Annotated in this window: 20 protein-coding genes and 1 pseudogene; 10 read left to right on the top strand and 11 right to left on the bottom strand. The window is 63.3% G+C overall.

Annotated features, from left to right (window positions below; all coding sequences use genetic code 11):
- Nucleotides 1–48: 48 nt before the first annotated feature.
- Nucleotides 49–1842, bottom strand: a complete 1794-nt coding sequence (locus tag ACTJI6_RS18340; RefSeq protein ID WP_126156374.1) for a sigma-54-dependent Fis family transcriptional regulator — start codon at nt 1840–1842, stop codon at nt 49–51.
- A 407-nt stretch (nt 1843–2249) separates the two neighbouring features.
- On the opposite strand from ACTJI6_RS18340, the pseudogene ACTJI6_RS18335 reads away from it, so the two are divergent.
- The 3 genes and pseudogenes from ACTJI6_RS18335 to ACTJI6_RS18325 form a co-directional block, all read left to right on the top strand.
- Nucleotides 2250–2582 (top strand): annotated as a pseudogene (locus ACTJI6_RS18335) (transposase); the annotation flags it as partial.
- Nucleotides 2568–2753, top strand: coding sequence for a helix-turn-helix domain-containing protein (locus ACTJI6_RS18330; RefSeq protein ID WP_277600693.1), 186 nt, complete (start codon nt 2568–2570; stop codon nt 2751–2753). The pseudogene ACTJI6_RS18335 and the gene ACTJI6_RS18330, both read left to right, overlap by 15 nt.
- Nucleotides 2753–3007, top strand: a complete 255-nt coding sequence (locus ACTJI6_RS18325) for a hypothetical protein (protein WP_440802748.1) — start codon at nt 2753–2755, stop codon at nt 3005–3007. The genes ACTJI6_RS18330 and ACTJI6_RS18325 overlap by 1 nt, the downstream gene beginning before the upstream one ends.
- A gap of 567 nt (nt 3008–3574) precedes the next feature.
- Here the strand turns inward: ACTJI6_RS18325 and ACTJI6_RS18320 are convergent.
- A complete protein-coding gene (locus ACTJI6_RS18320) occupies nt 3575–4636 on the bottom strand; it encodes a YihY/virulence factor BrkB family protein (protein WP_126156372.1) in 1062 nt (353 codons plus the stop codon).
- Nucleotides 4637–5304: 668 nt separating this feature from the next.
- Between ACTJI6_RS18320 and ACTJI6_RS18315 the strand changes: the two genes are divergently transcribed.
- Nucleotides 5305–5961 (top strand): SRPBCC family protein, encoded by a 657-nt coding sequence (locus tag ACTJI6_RS18315; protein WP_440802746.1) that lies wholly within the window; start codon nt 5305–5307, stop codon nt 5959–5961.
- A 3-nt stretch (nt 5962–5964) separates the two neighbouring features.
- Nucleotides 5965–7134 (top strand): zinc-dependent alcohol dehydrogenase, encoded by a 1170-nt coding sequence (locus ACTJI6_RS18310; RefSeq protein WP_440802744.1) that lies wholly within the window; start codon nt 5965–5967, stop codon nt 7132–7134.
- 247 nt (nt 7135–7381) lie between these two features.
- On the opposite strand, the gene ACTJI6_RS18305 is transcribed toward ACTJI6_RS18310, so the two are convergent.
- The gene (locus ACTJI6_RS18305) at nt 7382–8491 is read right to left on the bottom strand and encodes an iron-containing alcohol dehydrogenase (RefSeq protein WP_440802741.1); all 1110 of its coding nucleotides are present in this window, start codon (nt 8489–8491) and stop codon (nt 7382–7384) included.
- A gap of 174 nt (nt 8492–8665) precedes the next feature.
- Nucleotides 8666–9874: a helix-turn-helix domain-containing protein gene (locus ACTJI6_RS18300; protein WP_440802740.1), complete on the bottom strand. Its 1209-nt coding sequence runs from the start codon at nt 9872–9874 to the stop codon at nt 8666–8668.
- A gap of 311 nt (nt 9875–10185) precedes the next feature.
- Between ACTJI6_RS18300 and ACTJI6_RS18295 the strand changes: the two genes are divergently transcribed.
- Nucleotides 10186–11103, top strand: a complete 918-nt coding sequence (locus tag ACTJI6_RS18295; RefSeq protein WP_440802738.1) for a recombinase family protein — start codon at nt 10186–10188, stop codon at nt 11101–11103.
- A gap of 188 nt (nt 11104–11291) precedes the next feature.
- Here the strand turns inward: ACTJI6_RS18295 and ACTJI6_RS18290 are convergent, their stop codons facing one another.
- The 6 genes from ACTJI6_RS18290 to ACTJI6_RS18265 all read right to left on the bottom strand — a co-directional run bounded on the left by ACTJI6_RS18290 (nt 11292) and on the right by ACTJI6_RS18265 (nt 17167).
- Nucleotides 11292–11684 (bottom strand): hypothetical protein, encoded by a 393-nt coding sequence (locus tag ACTJI6_RS18290; RefSeq protein WP_440802735.1) that lies wholly within the window; start codon nt 11682–11684, stop codon nt 11292–11294.
- Nucleotides 11685–12422: 738 nt separating this feature from the next.
- Complete coding sequence (repC, locus tag ACTJI6_RS18285; protein WP_440802734.1) at nt 12423–13544, bottom strand: plasmid replication protein RepC; 1122 nt, start codon at nt 13542–13544, stop codon at nt 12423–12425.
- Between the two features lie 253 nt (nt 13545–13797).
- Nucleotides 13798–14820, bottom strand: a complete 1023-nt coding sequence (gene repB / locus ACTJI6_RS18280) for a plasmid partitioning protein RepB (RefSeq protein WP_440802732.1) — start codon at nt 14818–14820, stop codon at nt 13798–13800.
- Nucleotides 14820–16028, bottom strand: a complete 1209-nt coding sequence (gene repA, locus ACTJI6_RS18275) for a plasmid partitioning protein RepA (RefSeq protein WP_440802731.1) — start codon at nt 16026–16028, stop codon at nt 14820–14822. Before repA ends, repB begins: the two co-directional genes overlap by 1 nt.
- Nucleotides 16029–16593: 565 nt before the next feature.
- Nucleotides 16594–16905: a type II toxin-antitoxin system RelE/ParE family toxin gene (locus tag ACTJI6_RS18270; RefSeq protein ID WP_440802728.1), complete on the bottom strand. Its 312-nt coding sequence runs from the start codon at nt 16903–16905 to the stop codon at nt 16594–16596.
- 4 nt (nt 16906–16909) lie between these two features.
- Nucleotides 16910–17167, bottom strand: coding sequence for an addiction module antitoxin (locus tag ACTJI6_RS18265; RefSeq protein WP_207100194.1), 258 nt, complete (start codon nt 17165–17167; stop codon nt 16910–16912).
- Between the two features lie 211 nt (nt 17168–17378).
- Here ACTJI6_RS18265 and ACTJI6_RS18260 point away from each other — a divergent pair, with 211 nt between their 5' ends.
- From ACTJI6_RS18260 to recD2, 3 genes are read left to right on the top strand one after another with little or no spacing between them, the layout of a single operon-like run.
- Nucleotides 17379–17633, top strand: a complete 255-nt coding sequence (locus ACTJI6_RS18260) for a type II toxin-antitoxin system CcdA family antitoxin (RefSeq protein WP_440802726.1) — start codon at nt 17379–17381, stop codon at nt 17631–17633.
- Nucleotides 17621–17911 carry a CcdB family protein gene (locus ACTJI6_RS18255; protein ID WP_440802724.1) on the top strand — a complete coding sequence of 97 codons (291 nt, stop codon included), beginning with the start codon at nt 17621–17623 and terminating at the stop codon, nt 17909–17911. The genes ACTJI6_RS18260 and ACTJI6_RS18255 overlap by 13 nt, the downstream gene beginning before the upstream one ends.
- Before the next feature lie 14 nt (nt 17912–17925).
- The gene (gene recD2, locus ACTJI6_RS18250) at nt 17926–20112 is read left to right on the top strand and encodes an SF1B family DNA helicase RecD2 (protein WP_440802721.1); all 2187 of its coding nucleotides are present in this window, start codon (nt 17926–17928) and stop codon (nt 20110–20112) included.
- Between the two features lie 318 nt (nt 20113–20430).
- On the opposite strand, the gene ACTJI6_RS18245 is transcribed toward recD2, so the two are convergent.
- A complete protein-coding gene (locus ACTJI6_RS18245) occupies nt 20431–22149 on the bottom strand; it encodes a DUF927 domain-containing protein (protein ID WP_440802719.1) in 1719 nt (572 codons plus the stop codon).
- Nucleotides 22150–22882: 733 nt separating this feature from the next.
- Here ACTJI6_RS18245 and ACTJI6_RS18240 point away from each other — a divergent pair.
- Nucleotides 22883–23002: an H-NS family nucleoid-associated regulatory protein gene (locus tag ACTJI6_RS18240; RefSeq protein WP_440802717.1), complete on the top strand. Its 120-nt coding sequence runs from the start codon at nt 22883–22885 to the stop codon at nt 23000–23002.
- Nucleotides 23003–23117 lie beyond the last annotated feature (115 nt).

Here is a 23117-nt window from a genome sequence, read left to right as displayed (position 1 = left end):
GGTTGTCCGATTGTCGGATGGACCGACGGACATGCTGCGGACGCGAAATCAGCCCCGGCGGGGTCGCGCGATCCGATAGGCGTCGAGCTTGAGGTAAAGGGTCGAGCGCGCGATCCCCAGACGCCGCGCGACCTCGGTCATGTTGCCCTGCGCGCGTTCGATGGCTTCCAGGATCTGGGCGCGCTCGCCGTCGCGCAGGGTGTCGCCTTCGCGTGCAGGCGCGCGGCTGAACTCGGGCGGCAGGGAACGGTGGTCGATCAGCCCGTTCGGTGTCACCGCCAGCAGCAGATCGACGAGGTTCGACATCTCGCGCAGGTTGCCCGGCCAGTCATGGCCGGTGATCGCCGCCAGGGCCGCCGGCGTGAAGTTCAGGCTGCGCCCCACCCCGGCCTTCTGCCGGGTGATGGCGCGCAGGTGCGGCACGATTTCGTCGCGCCTGTCGCGCAGGGGCACAAGGGCGATGCGGGCCACGGCAAGGCGATAATACAGGTCGCTGCGGAAGCGCCCGGCCCCCGCTTCGTCGCCCAGCGACCGCGTCGAGGTGGCGATGATGCGCATCCCTGCCCCCGCCGCCTGCTCGACCAGTCCCAGCAGCAGCTTCTGCGCGTCCAGCGGACAGGCCGCCGGGCTTTCGAGGCAGAGCGTCCCCCCAGCCGACGAAAGCTGATCGACCAGCCCCTCCGCCAAGTCGCGGCGCAGCCCCTCGGCCGTCAGCATCGCGCAGTCCAGCCGGACAAAGGGCAGGTTGGGATCGCTGCCCGCCTGATGGATCGCCTCGGCCAGCGTGGATTTCCCGGCTCCCGTCTCGCCCTCGATCAGGATTGGCAGATGCGAACCCGCAAGCCGCGCCGCCTGCGACGAGATCCGTGCCATCACCTCGCCCACCTGACCGATGGTTTCGAGGTCCAGCCGGGATGGGACCATGGCGGGGCGGCTCTGGCGCTTGCTCAGCAGAAGGCCAATCCCCCCGCCGCCGTCGCGCATCACCTCCAGGTCCATGCCCGGCAGCAAGCCCTGCAACACCGGGACCATCTGCTCATCGGGCTGGTCCATGAGGTCGGGCAGTGCCGCGCGCAGCCGGTCCAGCGCTCCGTCGTCGTCGAAGGCCCGCAGGAAGTTGTCTGTGGACAGGACGTTCAGGCCATATCGGTCCAGCATGGCCATCGGCGCGTTGCCACGCCGCAGCCGGCGCCGGTCGGCGGTCTCGGCCAGCTTCTCGCGCTCGACCATGAGCATCTGGCGCAGCATGGTTTCAGCCTGCACCGCAAGGATGGCCGAAAGCGCGCTGGCATCCGAGCGCAGGGCGTCGGCCGGCCAGGACACATCGACCACGCCCAGAATGCGTTCCGTCACCGGATCGCAGACCGGCGTCGCCGAGCAGGACCAGCGCTGGATTTCTTCCGAGAAATGTTCCGCCCGGAAGACCTGCACCGGCATCCCGGTCAGCAGCGCCATGCCGATCGCATTGGTGCCGATATCTTCTTCGCGCCATCTGCCGCCCGTGTGCAGATGGTTCTCGCGTCCCATGTCCAGGGTGTAAGGGTCGCCGACCTGGTCGATCACGAGCCCCTCGGGATCGCAGAGCAGGATCATGTTGCCCGAGCGGTTCAGAAGGTAGCCCGCCTTCTGGACCGTAGGCTGGGCAGCCCGCATGAAACGGCTCGACCGGAGCCGCGCCTGCTGGACGTCCGGCTCTGTCAGCACGGGCGCCTGCTTCAGCCCGTCTCGCGCCAGGCGTGAACTGCGCTGCCATGAGGCGATGATCTCGGCGCGGGCGGCTTTCGGCACCCGGCCCATGGCACGAAAATTCTCCCAGTCCTGTTTGGAAACGCTGTTCGGCATCGTTCCTCCTCGCCAAACCAGGCACCTCCCCTGCCCGACGGAACGCTAACACGCGCGTGCAAGGCCGTCAGCCGCGACAAAAGAAGGTTACATTTTCCCAAGGTCATTCTTGCAAGTCGCGTCAGCGCCTGTTGTCCGAAAATCGGACAGATCGGACAGATCGGACAATGCGCGGACATGTGCAGCCTTGGGCGATCATGACCCATGATCGCGCCCGCAGCCCTGTGCCCGAGTCCGAGTTCGCCCTGGTCACGTTCATGCTTCTCGCGCACCATGGGCTTTTCACGCACCATGACCTTGTTGCACGAAGGCTGCCCCGGATTCACATCGCGGGTCCAGCGACATAGCTGAGCGGCATGTCCAAGCCCGCGCCTATCCGCTACCGCACCCTGAACTGGTCGTCCTACAGGCGGCGCGGCTGGCGCAAGGTGAACCTGGCGGTGGACGAGGCGACGCTCGAGGTGCGAGCGGTCGAAATCACCGGCAGCGGCGTCGGCGACGCACCGATGCTGCCCGGCCTGTTGTCGCAGATCCCCGAGGGCGAGCCGATCGCCTCGGTGACGGCCGACGGCGCCTATGACGGCCGCGCCTGCCGCGACGCCAACGCCGACCGTGGAGCAGAAGCCATCATCCCGCCCCGGCGCAACGCCAAGCTGTTCTTCAACATCCTGGCGACCTTTGCCGAGTTCGAGGCAGACCTCATTCGGATGCGGACCCGGGAGGGCATGGCCGTGGCCCGCGCCAAGGGCAAGCTGCGCGGCAAGAAGCCGAAGCTGTCGGAGCGCCAGCAGCAGGAACTGCGGCGCATGTATGACACCGGGGAGTATTCCATCAGTGATCTGGCAGAGGTGTTTTCTATCTCCCGGCCGACCGTGTACCGCACCTTGGGCCGGCAGGCGGCGGCAGCGTGATGACGGATGATCCGAAGCCTCCACGCCCACCCTCGCTGAAAAGCGAGGCCCGCCAGACAAACTGGCGCCGCACCAACCTGCCGAAGTATCAGGCCCATCTTGCTGTTCAGCGGGCGCTTATGTCCGGCGCACTGGAAAAGCAGGGCTGCGAGGTCTGCGGCGCAGCCAAGGTCGATGCCCACCACGACCGATACGACGAACCCTTGAACGTGCGGTGGCTATGCCGCAGCCATCACGTCAAGCTGTACCATTAGGTGGGTTTCATACTGCAGAATCGACTAACTGCCGCGTTCAAAGTCCGATTAAAAGAAGCAGCAGCTCTCATTCAACGGAAAAATGGCCTCGCCTTCAGACAAAACCCAGACCCATACCCGGGCATGCACAACATTTACGGGTATTAGGCTTGCTGCAATGCGGACTCCTTCCTCGGGCGGTAACTGCGTGTTCAAGTTGCTGGCCAGACAGTTGCTCCTCCCAAAGACCGCTGCCTGACCTGCGCTGAATGTATCGCGGATAACCGCCCCGAATGCCTATCCATTTTGGTAGGTCTGCGTCACGCCGGACCGGCGTCTGAAAGGTAGTTGCGGAGATGCTTTGGAAGGCCTGTCACCATAGCCAAGCTGAAAAACTTCGGTATCCGGCAGTCCAATGTTGGGAGCGGAGCAATACCAACCTGCCTACGGTCGCGGCTGGATGAAAGTTCAGTGATAGGTCAGTCCCCACCTTCATATAGCGTTTGCTTCACACCGAAGACGCACGTGACATAAGGATAAGCCGCTTCGACCTTGGCAGACCCGGCATTCAGCCGACGGACAGCCATCTCAGTTGCGAACGCTCATCTTCCGAAGCTTCCACAAGCTGGCCCCAAGAAGGATGATTGCCATGATGGCGTCCGACTTGGGCGACGGCGCGACCTCCGTATCGTTCCTTGCCGTGGAGACCCCGACCGGACCGGCGGTCCGTGTTCCGTCGCTTTCATGTACCGACTCACCTGGCGGCGGAGTGTCAGCCTTTACAGCGTTGCGCTGGCCCATCGGTTCGGGGGCACCCGTGGTCGTGTCCTCGGAGGTCTGCTGTTCGATCTCGGCGTTCAGCTCCGCTCCGGCCAGCACGATGAAGGCCGACAGCCACATCCAGGTCAGCAGCATGATGACCCCGCCCAACGTCCCGTACGTCTCGGTATAGTCGTCGAAGTTCTGGACATAGAGCGAGAACGCCGCGGTGCCCAAAATCCACAGGACCGTGGCCGCCACGGCACCGACGCTGACCCACCGCCACTTGGGATCGGCGCGCGACGGACCAAAGCGATAGATCGCCGCCAGCCCGATCATGGTCAGCACCGCCATCAGCGGCCATTTCAGCCATTCGGCGGCGGTCTCCAGCGTCGGTGACAGCGGCAGGAAGGCGATGACCGACGGCAGCACGATCAGCAGCGCGATCGCGACCGCCAGGCCCAGGATGGCGCATACCGTGATCAGAAGCGCGCTGAGATACAGCTTGATGAAGCCGCGGCCCTCCTCTTCGTCATAGGCGATGTTCAGCCCCTCCATCAGGGTCATGACGCCCTTCATGGCGCCATAGATCGCGATGGCCAGACCAAAGGCCGCGACCAAGCCGGTCGCCGTCTCATCGCCGCTGGTGACCTTCAGGACCTGTTCCTGCAGCACCGCCCCGGCGCTTTCCGGGATCAGGGCCATGACCGTGTCCAGCTGGCTTGCGATGTCGGCGGGGTCCAGCACCAGACCCGCGATCGAGATCAGCGCGGCAAGGGCCGGGAACACCGACAGCAGCGCATAGAACGCGATGCCCGCCGACACGACCGAAATGTGGTCGCTGGCGATCTCGGTCTTCACGCGAACAAGGATCTGCTTCCATTCCTCCATGGAAAATCGTGTCGGAGAGGCTGTCCCCTTTTGGTCTGTCGAAAGGGTCGTCTTGGTACGGGGCACGTGGTTCTCCAGCGCTGTAATGGGCAGTGTCGGCAGGTCCGCAAGCTCACGAATCTGTCATCTGTGCAGACGTAAGGCGATCACCGCGACCGGGGTTCCTTGCGCAATCTATGCCCTGCCCGACCGTTGCCCTGTCGCACCGTTCCGCCGCCGCCGATGATCGGACAGAAACGGGTGACCTGTGTCTGCCCGGCCTGTCCCCGACTGCTGTCGCGACCGGGGGGGTGCCGCTGCCAGGCCATGGGTGACGTGGCCTCCCGTGGCGGGTGATCAGGCAAAGAGCTGGAACATTCGCGCCATCCCCTTGTTGGACCCCTGCTCGATCACGGGCCCAGAACACAAGGAAAGGCCCGCCCATGCATCGTCGTCCCGACACGCCACCCCTGGTTCCCGGCACCGCGCGCAGGTCGCGGAACCGCGCCTGATGCGCCGTTACGCCGCCGCACACGCTGCCCCCGACGGCGTCCAGCCACCACTCAGCCTGCTGGATCGCCGGAACCAATGCCCCCGCAACCAGACGCCGCCCATGCGGGCCATCTGACCGAACACCATGATCGCGGCGCCGGACCATCGGTGCCGCACAGCTTTGGGAAAGGACCGTCATGCCCCATCATGATCATCTCGACCACATCCGCCACACGCCCCGGCCGCCCGCATCCGGCATCGGACTAGGGGCGGTGCTGGGCATCTTCCTGGCCGCCGCCGGAACCGGCTATCTGCTGACCCGCCAGCCCGAACGGCGTCCCGCCGACAATGCGCCCCAGCGCACTGCCAAGCACGCGCCGCCGGGCCGCTTCGCGCTGTCCGGCCGCACCGTGACCATCGCCCGCCCCCGCGACGAGATCTATGCCTTCTGGCGCCAGTTCGGGAACCTGGCCGGCGTGATGGAGAACGTCCGCGCCGTCTCGACCGAGGGCGACGTCACCCGCTGGACCCTGCGCGGCCCGGGCAGCGACATCACCCTGCGCACCCGCATCACCGAGGATCGCCCCGGCGACGTCATCGCATGGGCCTCGACCGATGGCTCGGACATCGAGACCACCGGCCGGGTGCTATTTCGCGATGCGCCGGGCAATCGCGGCACCGAGGTCACCGCGCTGATCGCCTATGTGGCGCCGATGGGCGCGCTTGGCCGCGTCGTGGCCAAGCTGTTCCAGGCGGACCCCGCGATCCAGGGGCGCCGCGACCTGAAGCGCCTGAAGATGTTCCTCGAGACCGGCGAGATCGCCACCCCCCTCAACCGCAGACAGGAGGCCTGATCCATGCGCGCACTGACATGGCACGGCAAGCACGACGTCCGCGTCGAGACGATGCCCGACCCCCAGATCGTCAACCCCCGCGACGCGATCATCCAGGTCACCTCGACCGCCATTTGCGGGTCCGACCTGCACCTGTTCGACGGGGTGATCCCCGGCATGCAGGCGGGCGACATCCTGGGCCACGAATTCATGGGCCGGGTCGTCGATGTCGGCCCCGGCAGCACGCTGAAAGTCGGTCAGCGGGTCGTGGTGCCCTTCACCATTTCCTGCGGGTCGTGCTTCTTCTGCCAGCGGGCGCAGTTCTCGGCCTGTGACAACTCGAACCCCGCCGACAAGCAGGACCTGACCGAAACCATGTTCGGCCATGCGGCGGCGGGCCTGTTCGGCTACAGCCACCTGACGGGCGGCTATCCCGGCGGACAGGCGGAATATGTCCGCGTGCCGTTTTCCGACGTGGGCCCAATCGTCATTCCCGAAGGCATGGACGATGACGACGTCCTGTTCCTGTCCGACATCCTGCCCATCGGCTGGATGGCCGCGGACAATGCCGACATCGAAGCCGACGACACCGTCGTGGTCTGGGGTTGCGGCCCGGTCGGGCTGTTCGCGATCCAGGCCGCCCGGCTGATGGGTGCGGCCCGCGTCATCGCCATCGACCACTATCCCAACCGCCTGGCCCTGGCCCGCAGGATGGGGGCCGAGGTGATCGATTTCAAGCAGACCTCGGTGCTGGAGGCGGTCATGGAGATGACCGGCGGCATCGGCGCCGACGCGGTCATCGACGCGGTCGGGATGGAGGCGCACGGCTTTGCCCTGGACACGGTGATGGATAACCTCAAGCAGGCCGTGGGCGTCGGTGCGGACAGCGGCCACGCCCTGCGCGAGGCGCTGATGGCGGTGCGCAAGGGCGGACGCGTGTCGGTCCCCGGCGTCTATGGCGGCTTCATGGACAAGTTCCCGCTTGGCGCGCTGATGCAGAAGGGGCTGCAGCTGCGCACCGGACAGACCCATGTGCAGGCCTATACCCACGACCTGCTGCGCCGCATCCAGGAGGGAGAGCTGGACACGACCTTCATGATCTCTCACCGCCTGCCGCTGGAGGAGGCCGTCAAGGGCTATGAGGGGTTCCGCTGGAACCAGAACGACTGGACCAAGGTCGTCCTCAAGACCTGACGCCCGTTGCAGCCGCCGGCAGGCATTGCCGGACCGGAACCGCGTCCCCGGATCGTCGTGCCCCTTGCCCGGGCGCCACGATCCGGGGACAGTTCTTCCCAAATACCTGCCGCACTCCACCTCGGCGTTCACCCGCAATGGGGGTTCCTGCCCCATGAATTGGACGATCGCCAACTTTCTGCGCGCGGCGGCTATCGAGGACTGACCTGAGGCTGTCACGCCTTGTGCTAGGAATAGCCAAAAGCGTTCAGAACGCTTGCCGGTACATTGCCAACGCATCGGCTTGGGTCACTTTGACAGGGTTGTTCATCAGCAATCGCGTCTGCAGCATCGCATCCTCGGCCAGGCGTGGGAGACTGTCCTCCGGGATGTTGCAATCACGCAGCCGCCGGGGGGCGCCGGAACGGTTCATCAAATCCTCCATGAATACGACGAATGCCGTTGCGCGTGCGTCGACGCTGATGATGGATGCGCCAAGAATAAGGTCGGCCAATTCGGCATAGAGGGGCGCTGCGACCCGCATGTTATGGCGCAGCACAGGCCCCAGCATTAGCGCATTGGTCAGGCCGTGCGGCAGATGAAAATGTCCTCCAAGCGGATAGGCAAGGGCGTGAACGGCTCCGACGGGACTGTTCGAGAACGCCTGACCGGCCAGTGTCGCCCCCAACAGCATCGGGTCGCGTGCCTGTCTGTTCTGGCCATCGTCACACGCGGTGATCAGGTTCGCAGCCATCAGGCGCAAGGCTTCCTTTGCCAGGAGGTCAGACAGAGGATTCTTTCTGAGCCTGCCGGTGAATGCTTCGATGGCGTGCACCATCGCGTCGATTCCGGTGGCCGCGGTCTGCAGGGGTGGCAGGCCAATCGTCAGTTGGGCATCCAGCAAAACGCGATCGGCGTATAGCTGTCGTGCAATGATCCCCATCTTCGTGGTCGCGCCGGTGGTCAGGATCGTGATGTTCGTGACCTCGGAGCCTGTGCCAGCAGTCGTCGGCACCTGAACCAGCGGCACCCGCGCGCCAGTCACCTTTCCGATGCCGCACATGTCGGCCAGTGACTGATCCGAGGAGATCATCACGGCAGCCAGTTTCGCGACGTCCATGGACGAGCCACCGCCGAACCCCATGACGATGTCAGAGCCTGCATCCTTGGCCATCGTCGCGCACGCGATCATCACATCTTCAGGCGGGTCGGCGACGACATCATCGAAGATGGTTATCTCGAACCCTGCCGACTGCAGCGATGCCTTGGTGGGATCCAGAAGGCCGGATTGATGCAGAAAGTGGTCAGTAACGATCAGCAGCTTGCGCTGCTCAACCACTCCGACAGCAATGTCCCAAGGCGCTGCGCGCCGCCCCATTCTACCAGCATTCCAGCTACCGTGTCGTAACTGAATGGTCCAAGCTCCGAATTCATTGCTGCGCGCCCTCCTTAACTAAGTCTTTCACACTCGACGTTCTTGGTTCCGCCTTAAGGATACATCTACCGCACAGCGTGCGTCTCCAGACATGCAAAGAACTGACCACTGCAGGATCTACTCTTCTTTCCGCTGCCTGCCCCCCGCCCGGCGCACGACATCATCCAGGCCCGACATCGCGGTATCCAGATCGGCCATGATCCGGTCCAGTTGGCCCTCGTCTCGTCCTCCCTTCATTCGCTCCAAGGCAGTGATCGGCTTCAAGCGTTCGCTCGGCCCGCTCGGCCCCTCACGGCTGGCGAACAAACCGCCACGAACAGCCCCTGCCCCTCCTGCATGGCCCATCCGCGCGGCAAGGGACGGCAGCGCCCAGAACCGCGAGGTGCTGCGGGCGGTGAGGTTGCTGAGGCAGCCGGCATCGACGAGCTCGCCGATCAGCGACAGGGCCGTCCGGCGCGTCACGCCCAGATGATCCATGACCATCGCCGAGCTGACGACCGGCTGCGCCCTTAGATAGGCGATCAGGTCGCCAAGGCGCGACCGCCCATGCGCAGAAGACGTCATGGCCGAGAGACGCCCCAGCTCATGGCGCAGGGTCCCCAGATGACCGAGATCATGTGAGAGGCTCCGCGTGGCGGCCTTTAGGAACGTGGCCAACCCGGTCATCGGCGACCAGACCCGGAAGCCGGTGCGGGTCAGCGATACGGATGGCGGCACGATCCACCCGGCCACCGCCGGCATCAGCAGGCCCCCTGCCCTCTCGTCCAGATCATCGCGGCCAGCCCTTCGATCAGGAGACAGTCCCTGCAGGTGACGTGCGGCACCCTCCACGGTCATGAAGATCAACCGCTCGGCCACGGGGCTGCTGCGCCGGGAGCGGAAGGCATAGCTGGCCGCCGCGCGCCATCCCGCTAGGACCGGAACGTGGGACCAGGCGCGACCAGCCTCCACGACCAGGGGCAGTTCCGCATCCTCGAGACGATCGCCCTTATCGCGTGTCTGCCCGATGGGTGCGGCGGCTGCTTCGATCCGGCGCAGGGCCGCGACCGGCGCGCCGAACGGATCCCCGGGTCGCCGGATGACGGTCAGAACCTTCAGGGCCATCTCGGCCGCCCGGGCATCCTCGTCCATCGCGGTGCCGCTGATGAGACGCAGCACCATCCCCTGCGTGGAGATCCGCTCACCTTCAAGGCCGACCGAGGCGGCAGCCTCCAGAAGGCTCGTCTCCATCCGCCACAATGCAGCCAAGGAGGGGTCGGCCAAGAGAATGCCCTCAACCCTCGCTGCGTGAGTCTCGGCACTCAGAAGAAGCGATCCGATATCCATCTGATTATCCATGATTATGCCGCAGACAGTTTAGCATAAAAGCAACTTTTTTCAGTTGCCTAGTACTTTCCAAAACGGGTCAAGATCTTTGTCATCCTGCCACTCTGGCAAATGAGATCCCGAGGGCTCCCGAATACGGCCCCGAGAGCGCACGAAGGCGCCAAATTCCGTTCCCTGCTGAACGCAAAGGATCTGGGTATCTGTACAGCTACCGCAGATACCGGTGTTGCATCTGTTCACAAACGACCGTTTCCCTGCATCCCGCGAATGTGTATGACTGAGCGCGCCCATGGCAAAAGGAGAGCCCGTCCATGCCCCTGATCGGCTATGCCCGCGTCTCGACCGCGGAGCAGACGCTCGAACCGCAACTGAGGGAACTGCGCGCGGCCGGATGCGCGCTCATCCACGAGGAGCAGGCCTCGGGCGCCGACCGCTCGCGCCCTGCCCTGGCGCGTCTCCTGGCACAGGTCCGGCCCGGCGACACGCTGGTGGTGGTGCGCCTCGACCGGCTGGCGCGCTCGCTCTCGCATCTTCTGCAGGTGATCGAGGTGCTGAAGGCCAAGGGCGCGCATTTCCGCTCGCTCGGCGATCCCATCGACACCACCACGCCGCAGGGCACCTTCTCGCTGCAGGTGATGGGCGCGGTGGCGGAACTGGAGCGCGCGCTGATCCGCGAGCGGACCCGTGCCGGGCTGCGCTCGGCCCGCGCCCAGGGCCGGATCGGCGGCAATCCGGCGCTCAAGGCCGGCGACCGCGAGGCCTTGCGCAAGCTGCGCCTGGCCCGCGACGAGACCTATGTCCGCAAGCTCGAGGGCACCGCCGATGCCTGGCTGCCCTTGGTGCGCCGCCACAGGCCGGACATGGCCTGGGACGATCTGGCGCGGCTTCTGAATGCCCGCACCGGGCGCGACGGCCCCGCCTGGAGCGTCGAGCGCCTGAAGCGCGCCGCCCGCCGCTATGTCCGCGACGGGCTGCTGCCCCCGACCGTTCTGGACCGCGCGCCCCGCCGCGCCCCCGACGACCGGCTGATGGCCATTGTCGCGGGCATGCGCCATGCCGATCCCGACCTGACGCTCGCAGGCATCGCCAGGCGGCTGGAAGACATGCGCGAACGCACCCCGCGTGGAAGCGCCAAGTGGTATCCCTCCTCCGTTAGGATGCTGTTGCAACGGGCCGACAGGATGGGGATGGTTGGCGGCGCGAGTGAGGGGCAAAGGCCCCTGCCCTAGCCGCTCTGGTTCAGAAGCGCGGCCACGGCGGCTTCCGGCTTGCAGCGGTCGAGAGCCGAAAGGTCGCAGCAGGCGGATTTCCAAGCAGCCTTTGGCCGCGCTGCATTTGGCGCTGCTCTGCGGACGCGGGATTTGGAAGTTCGGCCTGGCGCAGCCGCCGCCCAGGGCCGGGCGTATCCTCCGGCGCGTCAGTCCCCTGCCCCGCAAAGCGGCGCAGCACGTCCAACTCGTCCTAGATGGACCGCGTGTCCCAGTCCTTCAGTTCGGCCGCGATAGTAGTAGCCAGGCATGGGCCGTGGGGATTTCCTGGGATACTTCAGTGCCTCGCCGAAGGCCGAGACCAAGCGGTTGAAGTTGCGGATATAGCTGCGCTTCTGATAGCCTGAGAGCTTGAATTGGATCGCCATGACGCCGTCGGGATCGTGTTCGGCGGTATGCGGGTCCATCAAAAAATGCAGCGCCAGATGCGCCATTTCTGTAAACGAGATGTCCTTGCGGGCCATGTTTTCATTGACCATGCGGCGATAGAACTGTTCCAGCGCATTACCCCGCGCGGCAATTCCCGCGTGAATGCTGTCCAAGCTTTCCGCATCGCCGTGTCCTTCAGAAGCTGGTGGTAGGCGGTCAGGCGGCGCCAGCCCTGGATCAATTCGTAGCGGCCATTCCTGCCCGGCTGCACTCAGATAGGGTTTGACAGGTCGATATCGCGGATCGACTGCACCAGTTCGGCCGGTTCGTGACCAGCCGCGGTCGTGTGGTCGCAGCGCTGTGCCCGCGGTCACAGTGGCATGATCTTGTCTATCCTGGTACGGAGGCTTTAAGCTGGCAAGCTTTCGATGCCTTGCCCGCAGCAGATGAACATTTGGGTTTCAATGGCAGCCCCGACTGCAAGCGACTGTGACCGCGGTCACAGTGGTCGATGACATCCACAACAAAGGTCTCAATTTCCTCCACTGGAACTAGCCTGCTCGACTGTTGCTCTGCATAGCGACCTAAATATCTGGGCATGCCACTGTGGCCGTGGTCACATATGAGAACCCGTGTGAGCATCTATGGTCGGCGCCCCAAGGTTTAGTACTTTAGCGCGGTGTCGCACCAGATGTATCATTGTGGTAGACTTGATAACTAAAGCTCCGGGCGGTTGCTGTCCCAGGCGGAGATGGTGGAAAAGGAGCCCGCCATTTCCAACTGAGAAAAACTGACCCCGTTCGGAGCCCTTTGTGCCCGCGGGCACAATGGTTCGCCGAATTGGTAACCTCCGCAGACTCTGCAAAAACTAGCTATGCGCGGCTACCGTCGCCGGATTATCTGAGGTCGGATCAAATGCATCTGGACAACGCAGATGAGCCTGCCACAAGACGATCCAGCAAGGTGATGGGATCGAATCGAACAGACCGCTTTCCAACAACAAGGCTGCGGAAATAAGCCTGCATGTTGCGGATGCGGGGCTGTAGCTGCACCATGGCCAGGACAGTGATGGCAGCTTCGCGGAGGCCGAGGCGTTCCCTTGCTTTGGTGAGGAGGGCGTGGTCGATGCCGATCATCGGCGCCAGCATGCGAGCGTGCTTATCTGCGGCATCCCACGTCGTGACGGGCTCCAGGGCGAACTCCATCGCGCTTGGGCAGGCTATTTGTAGTTTCACCAACATACCCTGCTCACAATCTTCATCTCGTTCCTCAGCTTCCTCACGCAAGTCTGATTCATGGTTTTCAGTGTTAGACTTAAGAGGATGTCGGTCATTTTGACCGGCAGTGGCGGTCATCGGATCGGTCTGGCTTTCTTTGGTCTCCGGCACATCGGAAGGGTAGGGGGGGTGTCGCTCGTCCTCCTCCGAGATTCTGTTGTCTAGTTCGGCAAGGATGTCTTCGAGAAGGGCAGGCGTCAGCGACGTGCGGCGCAGCATTTTCCGTGCGACGTTCGTGTCTATGCCATCGTGCCCACGGTCATCGATCCAGGCAAGCCGTGCGAGGATCTTGGTTCTAAGATGCCTCATATGAGCCTTGTCGAGCTCAGCCTCGACAAGGGCATTGGACCACCGCTCGCGGTTCTCGATCATTGGCGACAGGTCGATCCCGTAGGCTTCGACGGCACCGCTCTGCGGATCGCGGGTGCTGTATCGCTTCCCGTTGGGGCTGCTGCGCCGCTGGATTACCCCGGCGTCCGCCAGTTCGGCCAGGTGCCTGCGGATGGTCTTGTCGCTTACTCCGGCAAGTCGGCGTTGCAATTCAGCATTCGAGGCAAAGCAGATCATGCCACGGTCGGGCTTGAGGCAACTGAGAAGCGCGGACAGGGTCTGCACTACTTTGGGCTTGATGCCGAGGCGAGGCGCCGCATCGCGAAGCACCCGGAAGATGACCCATGTTTCGTCGGCCCTAGCTGCGAGCGCAGCCGGGCTCATCGCAAGGCCACCGGCCCGCGGAATTGCTCGTTGAAATGTCATCTTGCTCCGCAGGGGGACCGTAAGCCCATGCGTCATCAGCCTCTGCCCGAGGTTTCTCAGAAACGTAGGCAAACTTCTCCCGCCAACCGAATCGGTTGTTGTTGACGGGCACAATGGAGGCTGCTAGTAATGAAGGTGCAAAAATCGAGAACTAGCAGGGCCTTCCGAGGGTGACTTCGGGGGGCTCTTTCTTTTTTCCGGTCTCCGTTGCGCTCCTTTCTGTTTTGCTCGTGTTGATCAAAGGGAAGGGGGCTTAGCCCTCTCCCCGGCTCTTCGACCAATGATCGTGGATCATCTGGACGATCTCGTCCGCGTTCTCCTCGAACCACTGTCCGAACTGGGGCTGGTGTCTCAACGAGACGCTCAGCGAAAGGCTACGGCCGGTCTTTTTCATGGTCCCGAGATGCCGCCCGCCGAGATCGAAACGGCGGACGTCGGAACCAAGCGCCCTGTTCTTCACCGCTGTGACCGCGGGCACAGCGGCTTTGCGCTCGGGCACGGGCGCCACCGGGGCGTCGGCAAGACCGGCCAGTCCCCGGACCTGCGCCAGGATGTTCTCGAATCGTTCTGAACCAGTAGAGGGCGTGTCGCTCTTTTCCGGAACGAGGGACAGAAGATCTATGCCATGCTCGCGCGCGAGGAAGGCTAGCTCGGTCCATTGCCTGCGGCCAATCTCGGGCGCGGCGCCGATAAAGAGGATGACCTCGACCGGGACATTGTCGATCACGGTGTTCATCTTCGAGATAGCCGTCCTGTCAAGGCCTAGAGCATCCTGGATGACCTGGTTCTGGTATCCAGCTTCCCGCAGCTCCCGGACGAAGAGGGCCTTCTCTATATAGGAAGGATCAACCCTGAGGTTGTTCTCCTGGCCTTGCGCGATGATTGCCGCGTCCTCGGCCAAATGGCGAACGATCGCCTTGACACGCATCCCGTTGCCGAGACTGCGCACCGCAGCAAGACGGCGGCGGCCATAGACGATGATAAACCGATTCATGCTGTCTGGATGGGGCCGCACCAAGATGGGCACCTGCTGCCCATGGGTGCGGATGCTCTCAGCGAGACGGGCTATGTCGGCCGCCTCCAGTGCGATGCGGTCCTGGATGCCCGACTCGTCGATCACCCAGGGATCGAGTTCTTGGATCCCGCTGGCGGACATGTCGCGCAGCGTGTTGCCGAGGGTGGCCATCGAAGGGGCGCCCTGCCTGCGCAGCGCGACCGTGCTGGTGGGCGGGGCGGCCGCGTCGAGAGCTGCCTCGAAGACGTTCTTGCGTCCCATCAGACACGCCCCCAGGACCGCTGGATCAGACCCTCGACCTCCTGGGTCACTGCCGTGCAGCTTTGCACTGCCCGGTCGAGCGTCTTGCGCAGCAGCTTTGCGGGATCGATCTCGAAAACCGTCTGCTGCGTCATGCCCGCATCGCTGATGGCCGTGGACTTCAGCATCGGATTGGTTAGCACCTCGTCCTGCAAAATGGTCCGGAGATAGGCGGCCATCTGGGTCTGCGGGCCATCCGAGGGCTCATAGCGGGTCAGCAGGAACTTCACGAAGTTCCAGGAGATTGGCTCCGACCGGCTGGTATGGGTCTGGATGGTGCGGAACAGGTCGCCCGCGAGGCTGAGGAACTGCGACATGGACGCGATGTCCAGCATACTGGGCACGACCGTTACGATCAGCCCGGAGCTTGCGGCGAGCGCAGAGAGAGTCGTGAAGCCCAGCTGTGGCGGGCAGTCGATAATGACCACGTCATAGCGGTCCTGAACCCGATCCAGTTGGATCGACAGCCGCTCGGCGAAGTTAGGCGTGATCCGTTGGCTCAGCGCATAAGCCGTATTGGTCTCGTATTCGGCGAGGATCAAGCCGGCGGGCGCCAGATCCAGATTGTGGAAGTAGGTCTTCAGGATGATGTGCTCCATACCCACCTGCTCTTCGTCGTAGCGCAGGCAGTCATAGACCGTGCCGTTCTCCTGAAACTCTAGTTCCGGCCGATAGCCGAAAAGCGTCGTAAGGCTGGCTTGGGCGTCCAGATCGACGGCAAGGACCCGGTAGCCATCGAGGGCCAGCTTCTGGGCAACATGCGCCGCCGAGGTGGTCTTGCCCGACCCTCCCTTGAAATTTACAAAGCTGATGACTTGCATGGCGTCGCCCGGCTGGCGGCCTGGCCGATAGGTCAGGTCCTTCTTGCCAGTGCGGAACATGTGGTCGCGGATCTGGTCGATCGCCTCGGCGCTGAACCAACGATGGCCCCGCTTGTCCAGGGTTGGCTGGGGAAAGTCAGGATCGTCTGCCAGGCGGGTGTTGAGGTTCGAGTTGGAGATCCCCGTCAGCTCGCAGACCTCGCGGGCCGAGAACAAGCGCAAGGCCTTTCTTTCCTCCGGCCGGAAGGCGTTCTTCATCTGCCGGTCCAAAGACGTGGCGAGGCTTTCGGCGAATTCCGTGATACGGTCCGAATCGAAGCTGCGCCTGAGCAGGCTGAGATCGTTCATCTTATCCTCGTCTGCTGCCCGATTTGCTGGGCTTTCCGTCTCTTGTATGGTGCTGGTGCACCTAATTGCTTCTGACCATACAAGATCTTCAGGGGCTTCCATATGCCAAATTTGCATTTAGGAACGAGTGCAGCAAGAAAATTGTGGATTGTCATTCCTGTGTGGCGATGAGGGGACGCTTTTGTACCTCATGGCTTAGCACTACTTCGGCAGTCTGCTGGAAACGCCTGTGACTGACACGCATTCTGCTGCTGGCGTGGGATTGCACACACCCCCAGGACGGGGTCTGCGCCCGGCTGGACACCCTGGCTACCCTCGCAAGCGATTGCCACCCGAAGGGCCGAGATGGAATCCGTGCGGCCCGCCTATTGCGCCCCTGCGGTCTGGCTCGGATCTAGACAGGCGGCGCAGCACAAGGGCGCAAAGGAGGGGCAGGGGTCCAGGTTCAGGGCAAAAGCCGGCGTCGGTCGGTCCCAGCCAGGAGCGCGGTCTCGGCAAGAGCCGGGATGCGGCCTGACCTGGTCATCCTGATCTTGGACCATCGTCTCAGCCTCGTAACTATCTCTCAACCAAGGTAATCGTCCTTGAGCCGGTCGATTTGATGCATTCGTTCATGCAAGATCGTGACAATGCCAATGTCGCCATTGGCGAGCCGCTTCCAATATACGACATGCCGCTCGTAGCGGAAAAAATACCCCTCCACCCCGAACTCGGCCGGCACGGGCCGCGATATCACACCGCCCGTCTCGAGTTGCTGGAACGCAGAAAACAGGCCGGTGATGTAGGTCTCAGCCTGCGCTTCGCCCCACCGGTCACGGGTGTAGAGATAGATCTCGTCAATGCGGAGGGATGCTGCCTCTTGGACCCGGATCGTCATGGGCTCAAGCGCGCCGGTTCCGGGCGATGACCTCAGTCGCTGTCAGTCGCTTGTAGCTGTCTTCGGGCGCTGCGAAGGCGCGGGTTAGTTCGGCCTTCAGCCGATCAAACGCTTCGCGCTCGGCCCGCTCCTTGTCGCGCCGGATCAGGTCACGGATGTATTCGCTGACGTTCTCATAGGACCCATCCTCGCCTACGTTCGCGGCTACAAAGTCGCTCAAGGCACCTCCAACCCTGACGGTCATGGTTGTCATGCGGGACACAACTGGCCTCCTGTTGCTATCAGCGTCTTCAATATAATCAAAAATGAAGACAAACCAACCTCTGTCTTGGTCTGGGCCGCACCCTTAAAGGCTACGGACAGGAGCAAGAGAACGGCGGCAGGCATAGGCTTCAATCAAGCGTTATCCTTTGCCGCTGGTGAAGCTTGCCAAAATGCGGTATGTTGATGCGGTATCATGTGGAGTGGACGCCATGGCCATCGCCTTCAAACGCAAGACATCTCTGACCCTTGATGCGGCCGCGCTTGAGGCGGCGCGGGATCTCGGCGTCAACGTCTCGGCCGTGGCCGAAACGGCCGTTCGGCGCGCCGTCGCCGACGCGCGCCGGCGCAAGTGGCTTGACGAGAATGCCGATGCCTTTGCCGCACAGGCCGAGTGGCACGACCACAACGGCCATCCCCTGGCGGACATCATCACGTCTCCGGGACAAACCTCTTGGACGCGCTGAACCGCTTCGATCTTGCCGAATATGGCGGCGTCCTGATGGTCGTTGTCGAAAGCGACCTTCTGCCGCCCGATCCCTCGGTCGTCGTCATACCGCTCCTGCCCAACTATCCTGCGGTCAGGTATCTGAACCCCGTCATCCGTCATGAGGATCAAAGTCTTGTTCTGGCGACGCGGCTGATCGCGGCCGTGCGCAGGTCGAGTATCCGCCGCGCGGGAAGCGTCGCACATCACGGCGACGATGTCACCCGGGCCGTGGACGTCCTGATGGGCGGCGTGTAGCCGGGGCGGGGTTCATGGCCCCAGCACCCGACCGCCCTACCGAGGTCCTGGCTGGCCTGATCGAACGGGTCACGTTCCACAGTCCCGAGAGCGGCTTCTGCGTCCTGCGGGTCAAGGCACGAGGGCACCGGGATTTGGTCACCGTGGTGGGCCATGCCGCGATGATCTCGGCAGGCGAGTGGATCACCGCCTCCGGTGTCTGGTTCAACGACCGCACCCATGGGCTGCAGTTCAAGGCGCAGTTTCTGAAGGCCTCCGCGCCCTCCAGCATCGAGGGCATCGAGAAATACCTCGGCTCCGGCATGATCCGGGGCATCGGGCCGGTTTATGCCCGGCGGCTGGTGAAGGCCTTCGGCACCGATGTCTTCGATGTCATCGAGGCCGGGCCCGAGCGCCTGCGCGAGGTGGGCGGGATCGGTCCCGTCCGCGCAGCCAGGATCACCGCCGGCTGGGCGGACCAGAAGGTCATCCGCGAGATCATGGTCTTTCTCCATGGGCACGGGGTTGGAACGGCACGCGCGGTGCGGATCTTCAAGACCTACGGCACCGACGCCGTGCAGGTGATGAGCGAGAACCCCTACCGCCTGGCCCGGGACATCCGCGGCATCGGCTTTCGCACCGCAGACATCATCGCCGAAAAGCTCGGGATCGAGAAAACGGCCGCCATCCGCATCCGGGCAGGCGTGTCCTTTGCCCTGAGCGAGGCCATGGGCGACGGCCATTGCGGACTGCCGCGGGCCGAGCTGACCGTCCTTGCCGAGACGCTGCTGGACGTGCCCCCTGCCCTCATCGAGAGCGCCATCGGCGATGAGCTTGCGGAAGGTTCTGTGACCGCGGACCAGGTGGGCGAGGCGGACTGCATCTTCCTGACCGGGCTTTATGGGGCCGAGCGCGCCATTGCCGGCCACCTCGGGCGCCTCGGCACCGGCCCCCTGCCCTGGCCCGCCATCGATGCCGACCGTGCCCTGCCCTGGATCGAGGAGAAGACCGGCCTCAGCCTGGCCCCGAGCCAGGCCGAGGCGATCCGCCTGGCGCTCAAATCCAAGGTCACGGTGATCACCGGCGGGCCTGGCGTCGGCAAGACCACCATCGTCAACGCCCTCCTGCGCATCCTGGCCGCCAAGGGTGTGAAGCTCCTGCTCGCAGCGCCCACCGGCCGCGCCGCCAAGCGCATGACCGAGACCACCGGGCTGGAGGCCCGGACCATCCACCGCCTGCTGGAGTTCGATCCCCAGGCCTTCGCCTTCAAGTGCAACGAGGACAGCCCACTCGACTGCGATCTGCTGGTGGTCGACGAAAGCTCCATGGTCGACGTGCCGCTGATGCAATCGCTCATGAAGGCGGTGCCAACCACCGCCGCTCTGCTGATGGTAGGCGACATCGACCAGTTGCCCTCGGTCGGACCCGGCCAGGTGCTCGCGGACATCATCGGCTCGGGAGCCGTGCCGGTGGTGCGCCTGACCGAGGTGTTCCGCCAGGCCGCCCAGAGCAAGATCATCACCACCGCGCATGCGATCAACGCCGGGCGAATGCCGGACATTGCACTTCCGGACAGTGCGGCGGATTTCTACTTTGTGCCGGCCCGTGATCCGGAGGAAGCGGTGCCGCGCATCGTGGAACTGGTCAGCACGCGCATCCCCCGCCGCTTCGGCTTCGATCCGATCAGGGACATCCAGGTGCTCTGCCCCATGAACCGCGGTGGTGTCGGCGCCCGATCGCTCAACATCGAGCTGCAGAAGGCCCTGAACCCCGCCGGCGACAAAAAGGTCGAGCGGTTCGGCTGGACCTTCGCGCCGGGTGACAAGGTCATGCAGGTCGAGAACGACTACGACAAGGACGTCTACAACGGCGACATCGGCACCATCGAGGATGTCGATGCCGATGAGGGCGAGGTCGCGGTCAGCTTCGACGGCCGCACAGTCGCCTTCGCCTTTGGCGAGCTTGACACGCTGGTTCCGGCCTATGCCGCCACCATCCACAAGAGCCAGGGCTCGGAATACCCGGCGGTGGTCATTCCGGTCATGATCCAGCACTACACCATGCTGCAGCGCAACCTCCTCTACACCGGTGTGACCCGCGGTCGGAAGCTGGTGGTGCTGGTGGGGCAAAGAAAGGCCGTCGCGATCGCCGTCCGGAACGTCTCGGGACGGCGCCGCTGGTCCAAGCTGGGCGAGTGGCTCAGGGCAGGAAGGGCTCGTTGACCGGAGCGGGTCTTTGAGGTGGGGAACATCCGTCGGCACAAGGTTCCTGCCCCTGGGCAGCAGACAACGCAAAGGGGACGCGGCTCTTTCAGCCGAGCAACTGGAACTCGGAGACACGAACAACAAAACGCTGTCTGGCTGACAGGTTTGTTTTGCCTGATCCCGACGTGGGCGGCAACTTGTGCTTTTGGGCACTCCTGCCGAGCGTCGTTCGCGCGTGCGAGGCTGGACAGTCTGCATTCCAACGCGACCTGCAGACACAGGATGGTCATTGCGTGCTCGACGATGTTTCGTCTTTCCACCTGTCCTCGGTGTCGTTTATGAACAAGGACCGCTCTCAAGGCCGCCTTGGTCCCTATTCTTGACCGGCCGGTGCCAATACGAAGCCAGACCATCTTTGGAGATGCAATAGACGCGAGGCCGCCCCGCACATTGTTTCGCACCCATCTTGTATTGGTAGGAGCGCTGCTCGCCGCCCGGGATCAGGATGCCGGCATGCACCAGCGCCGCCAACTCCCCCTCGACTTCGGTAATCTCGGTCCGGAATACGGCGCGATTGACGTAGATATTATGCTGGTCCTGGCAACCGGAGGCAGGCTCTTCCGTTTCCGGCTTGGCACCGAGCCAAGGCAGGTCGGCGCCATGGGTGTCGACGAAGACTTTCAGACGGGCAAGGGCCCGACCAAAGGACATCTGATCCTGGCCCGACCGCCAACGGTCGACCATCTCATGAACATCGTCGGCAATGCGCCCCTTGGGCCAGGGAAGCACGCCGGCGGCGGCGGTCACGTCGGCTGTCGCGGCGACAAGCGCGAACCGCATCACCTGCTGTTGGTAAGCAGGAGGAGCCGGCGCGTCCCCGAAGCGCTCCATCTCGCGCGCCAGGAACCTCGCGAAGCTTCTATCAAAAATCGCTTTGGCCCGCTGGCGGTTCTGGGTGATCCACAGGATGAGAGCACGTTCCGCATGACCGTGGTTCGCTTGCAGCGCGCGGCGCAGTGCGGCGACGAACGAGCCGGGATCGGGATATCCCGCGAGGTCGCGAAACGCTCCGTGGGCCTCGCCGTCGACAGGAATATCCAGGACCCTTACGTCGAACGCCTGAGAACGGGTCTGGCGCTTGCGCGAGAACAGCCGCTGGGTGGCCTCCTCCGAGGTCATCAGGATGACCTGCCGAAATCCCCGGTCGGGGCTCAAGGAAGGGTTGTCGTCATCGAAGCTTTCGAGATGACGGATGTCGGGAGTGGACGGGTTTGCCGGAAGGCCGTGCAGGATCAGCTTGCCCGTCGTTGTCGCTCCGTGAAGGTTCAGGGCGAGTGTCTGAAAGCTCGTCCAGCGGATTAGCGGCCCGGCCAGCGACGCGGCAATCACGAACTTGCCTATGGGATTGCGATCAAGGAGCCGCGTGACGCCGCCATGCCACCCCTCCAGGGTTCCGCGCGTCGCAGCAGGGTGTGGCTGACGAAGCACGACTGCCGGGGACGGGGCGTCACCGTTGCCGATCAAGGAGCCATCAGGCTGCACGTAGGCCTCACCCACATTCGGCAGAGCGATCCAGCCGGTCCGGTCCACGACCCATCCAAGGGATGGTGGCGCGATGCGCGCCCAATCTTGCAGCAACCTGAGAAAAGCCCGGTCGTGGTAGATCGAGAAACCTCTGTTGCGGAGTTCAGAAACGCATTTGCCGCCGAAAATACCGCCCTGAGACAAGACCAGTGTTTGAAGGACGCCTTCGGGGTCGATAAAGCTAAGCTCAAGCGTCCAGTTGCGTCCCTGAGGCGAGCGTGCCCGCAAGGTGGGACAGATCAAACCGCAGATCGGCAGAGGCGGTATGGCATCGTAGAAAATCACTCCATCATGACCATTGACGCCATACGCCTCCGGCAAGGTTTCGGAGATGCGCTCTGTCAGCTGGGCTGTTGGGTCGGGGAGGAGGGCTGCCGTGTTCGGCTCGACGGCCAGGAGCGAGCGACAAGCGGGGATCTGGGGGTCATCATGGGGGTGTGATGGTGAGGTTGGAAGAACGTGCTCATTCACAGGCGGATTTCCTTTTTGGCTGACGGTTCGGTGCTAAAAAGGCGTTGGGCCTGCGGACCAGTGGACAACTGGCGGAAAGGCGATCAAATTTGTTGACAATGGTTTTAAACTGAAATCTGACTTGCGTTGATGATAAGGGAGAGGATGAAAAAATCAACCCAAGCGTGTATGCGAACCTAAACAGGTTCGTGCAGCAGGAAATCTAGTCAGAGTAAACTCAGGTCCTCTCCGGATTTTCGAACTTTTTTCAGACTTTTAATTTTTCCCACATCACTTCGTGAGATCAGGTTGTTTAGGCCTGTGGTTGGGTCATCCTCTGCTTTCTCCCTTTTGGCCCCACAGATCACTGCTGCTGGCGTGGATCGGGAACGCGAAACCTCCAAAAGCCATTGATCATGCTTTGGCATGGGCAATCGTCTAAGATCCTTGATTGGCCACCCACCAGGTTTTCCAAGAGATCGATCAAAGGGAGTTCCCAACTCGTTCTTATTTCGAAAGACGCGATCTTCAGGAGCGCGCGAAGACCATCACCTGGGATGAACTGACGCTCGGTCAACTGGAAATCGGCAGCGGCCATTGTCTGGGTTCGAAAGCCGCCAAAGACGGGGCCGCACAGAAGGCGGCCGAGATCGCCAAGGCTGCTGGCTTTTTGGGAGGAGATGATTGCAGGGCAACCGATGAAACGTCGCAGGTTCAAGCCGAAAACACCGCCATCTGTAGCGNNNNACCCTGATTGTCGCGCTACAGCCATCCGGGAAACACGAACCTGACCCGGAGCGCACGCGGGAAAAAGCCAGGCTGGATTGTGGAAGCGCTGGAAGCGGGAAAATCGCTGAACGATTCTGTGATCTGACGGGTTGACCATAAGGGCACCTCGAAAAATTGCCCGGCCCGAGTTGCTGCGGTATGAACGGGGGGTGATCGGCTGCTTGGGCGTAACGATGGCACAGATGGGTTTCTTCGATCTT

The sequence above is a fragment of the Paracoccus sp. 22332 genome (genome assembly GCF_052045125.1).
Lineage (GTDB): Bacteria > Pseudomonadota > Alphaproteobacteria > Rhodobacterales > Rhodobacteraceae > Paracoccus > Paracoccus haematequi_A.
Note: the sequence above shows the minus strand (reverse complement) of the source record. Positions and strands in the feature narration are given on the sequence as shown.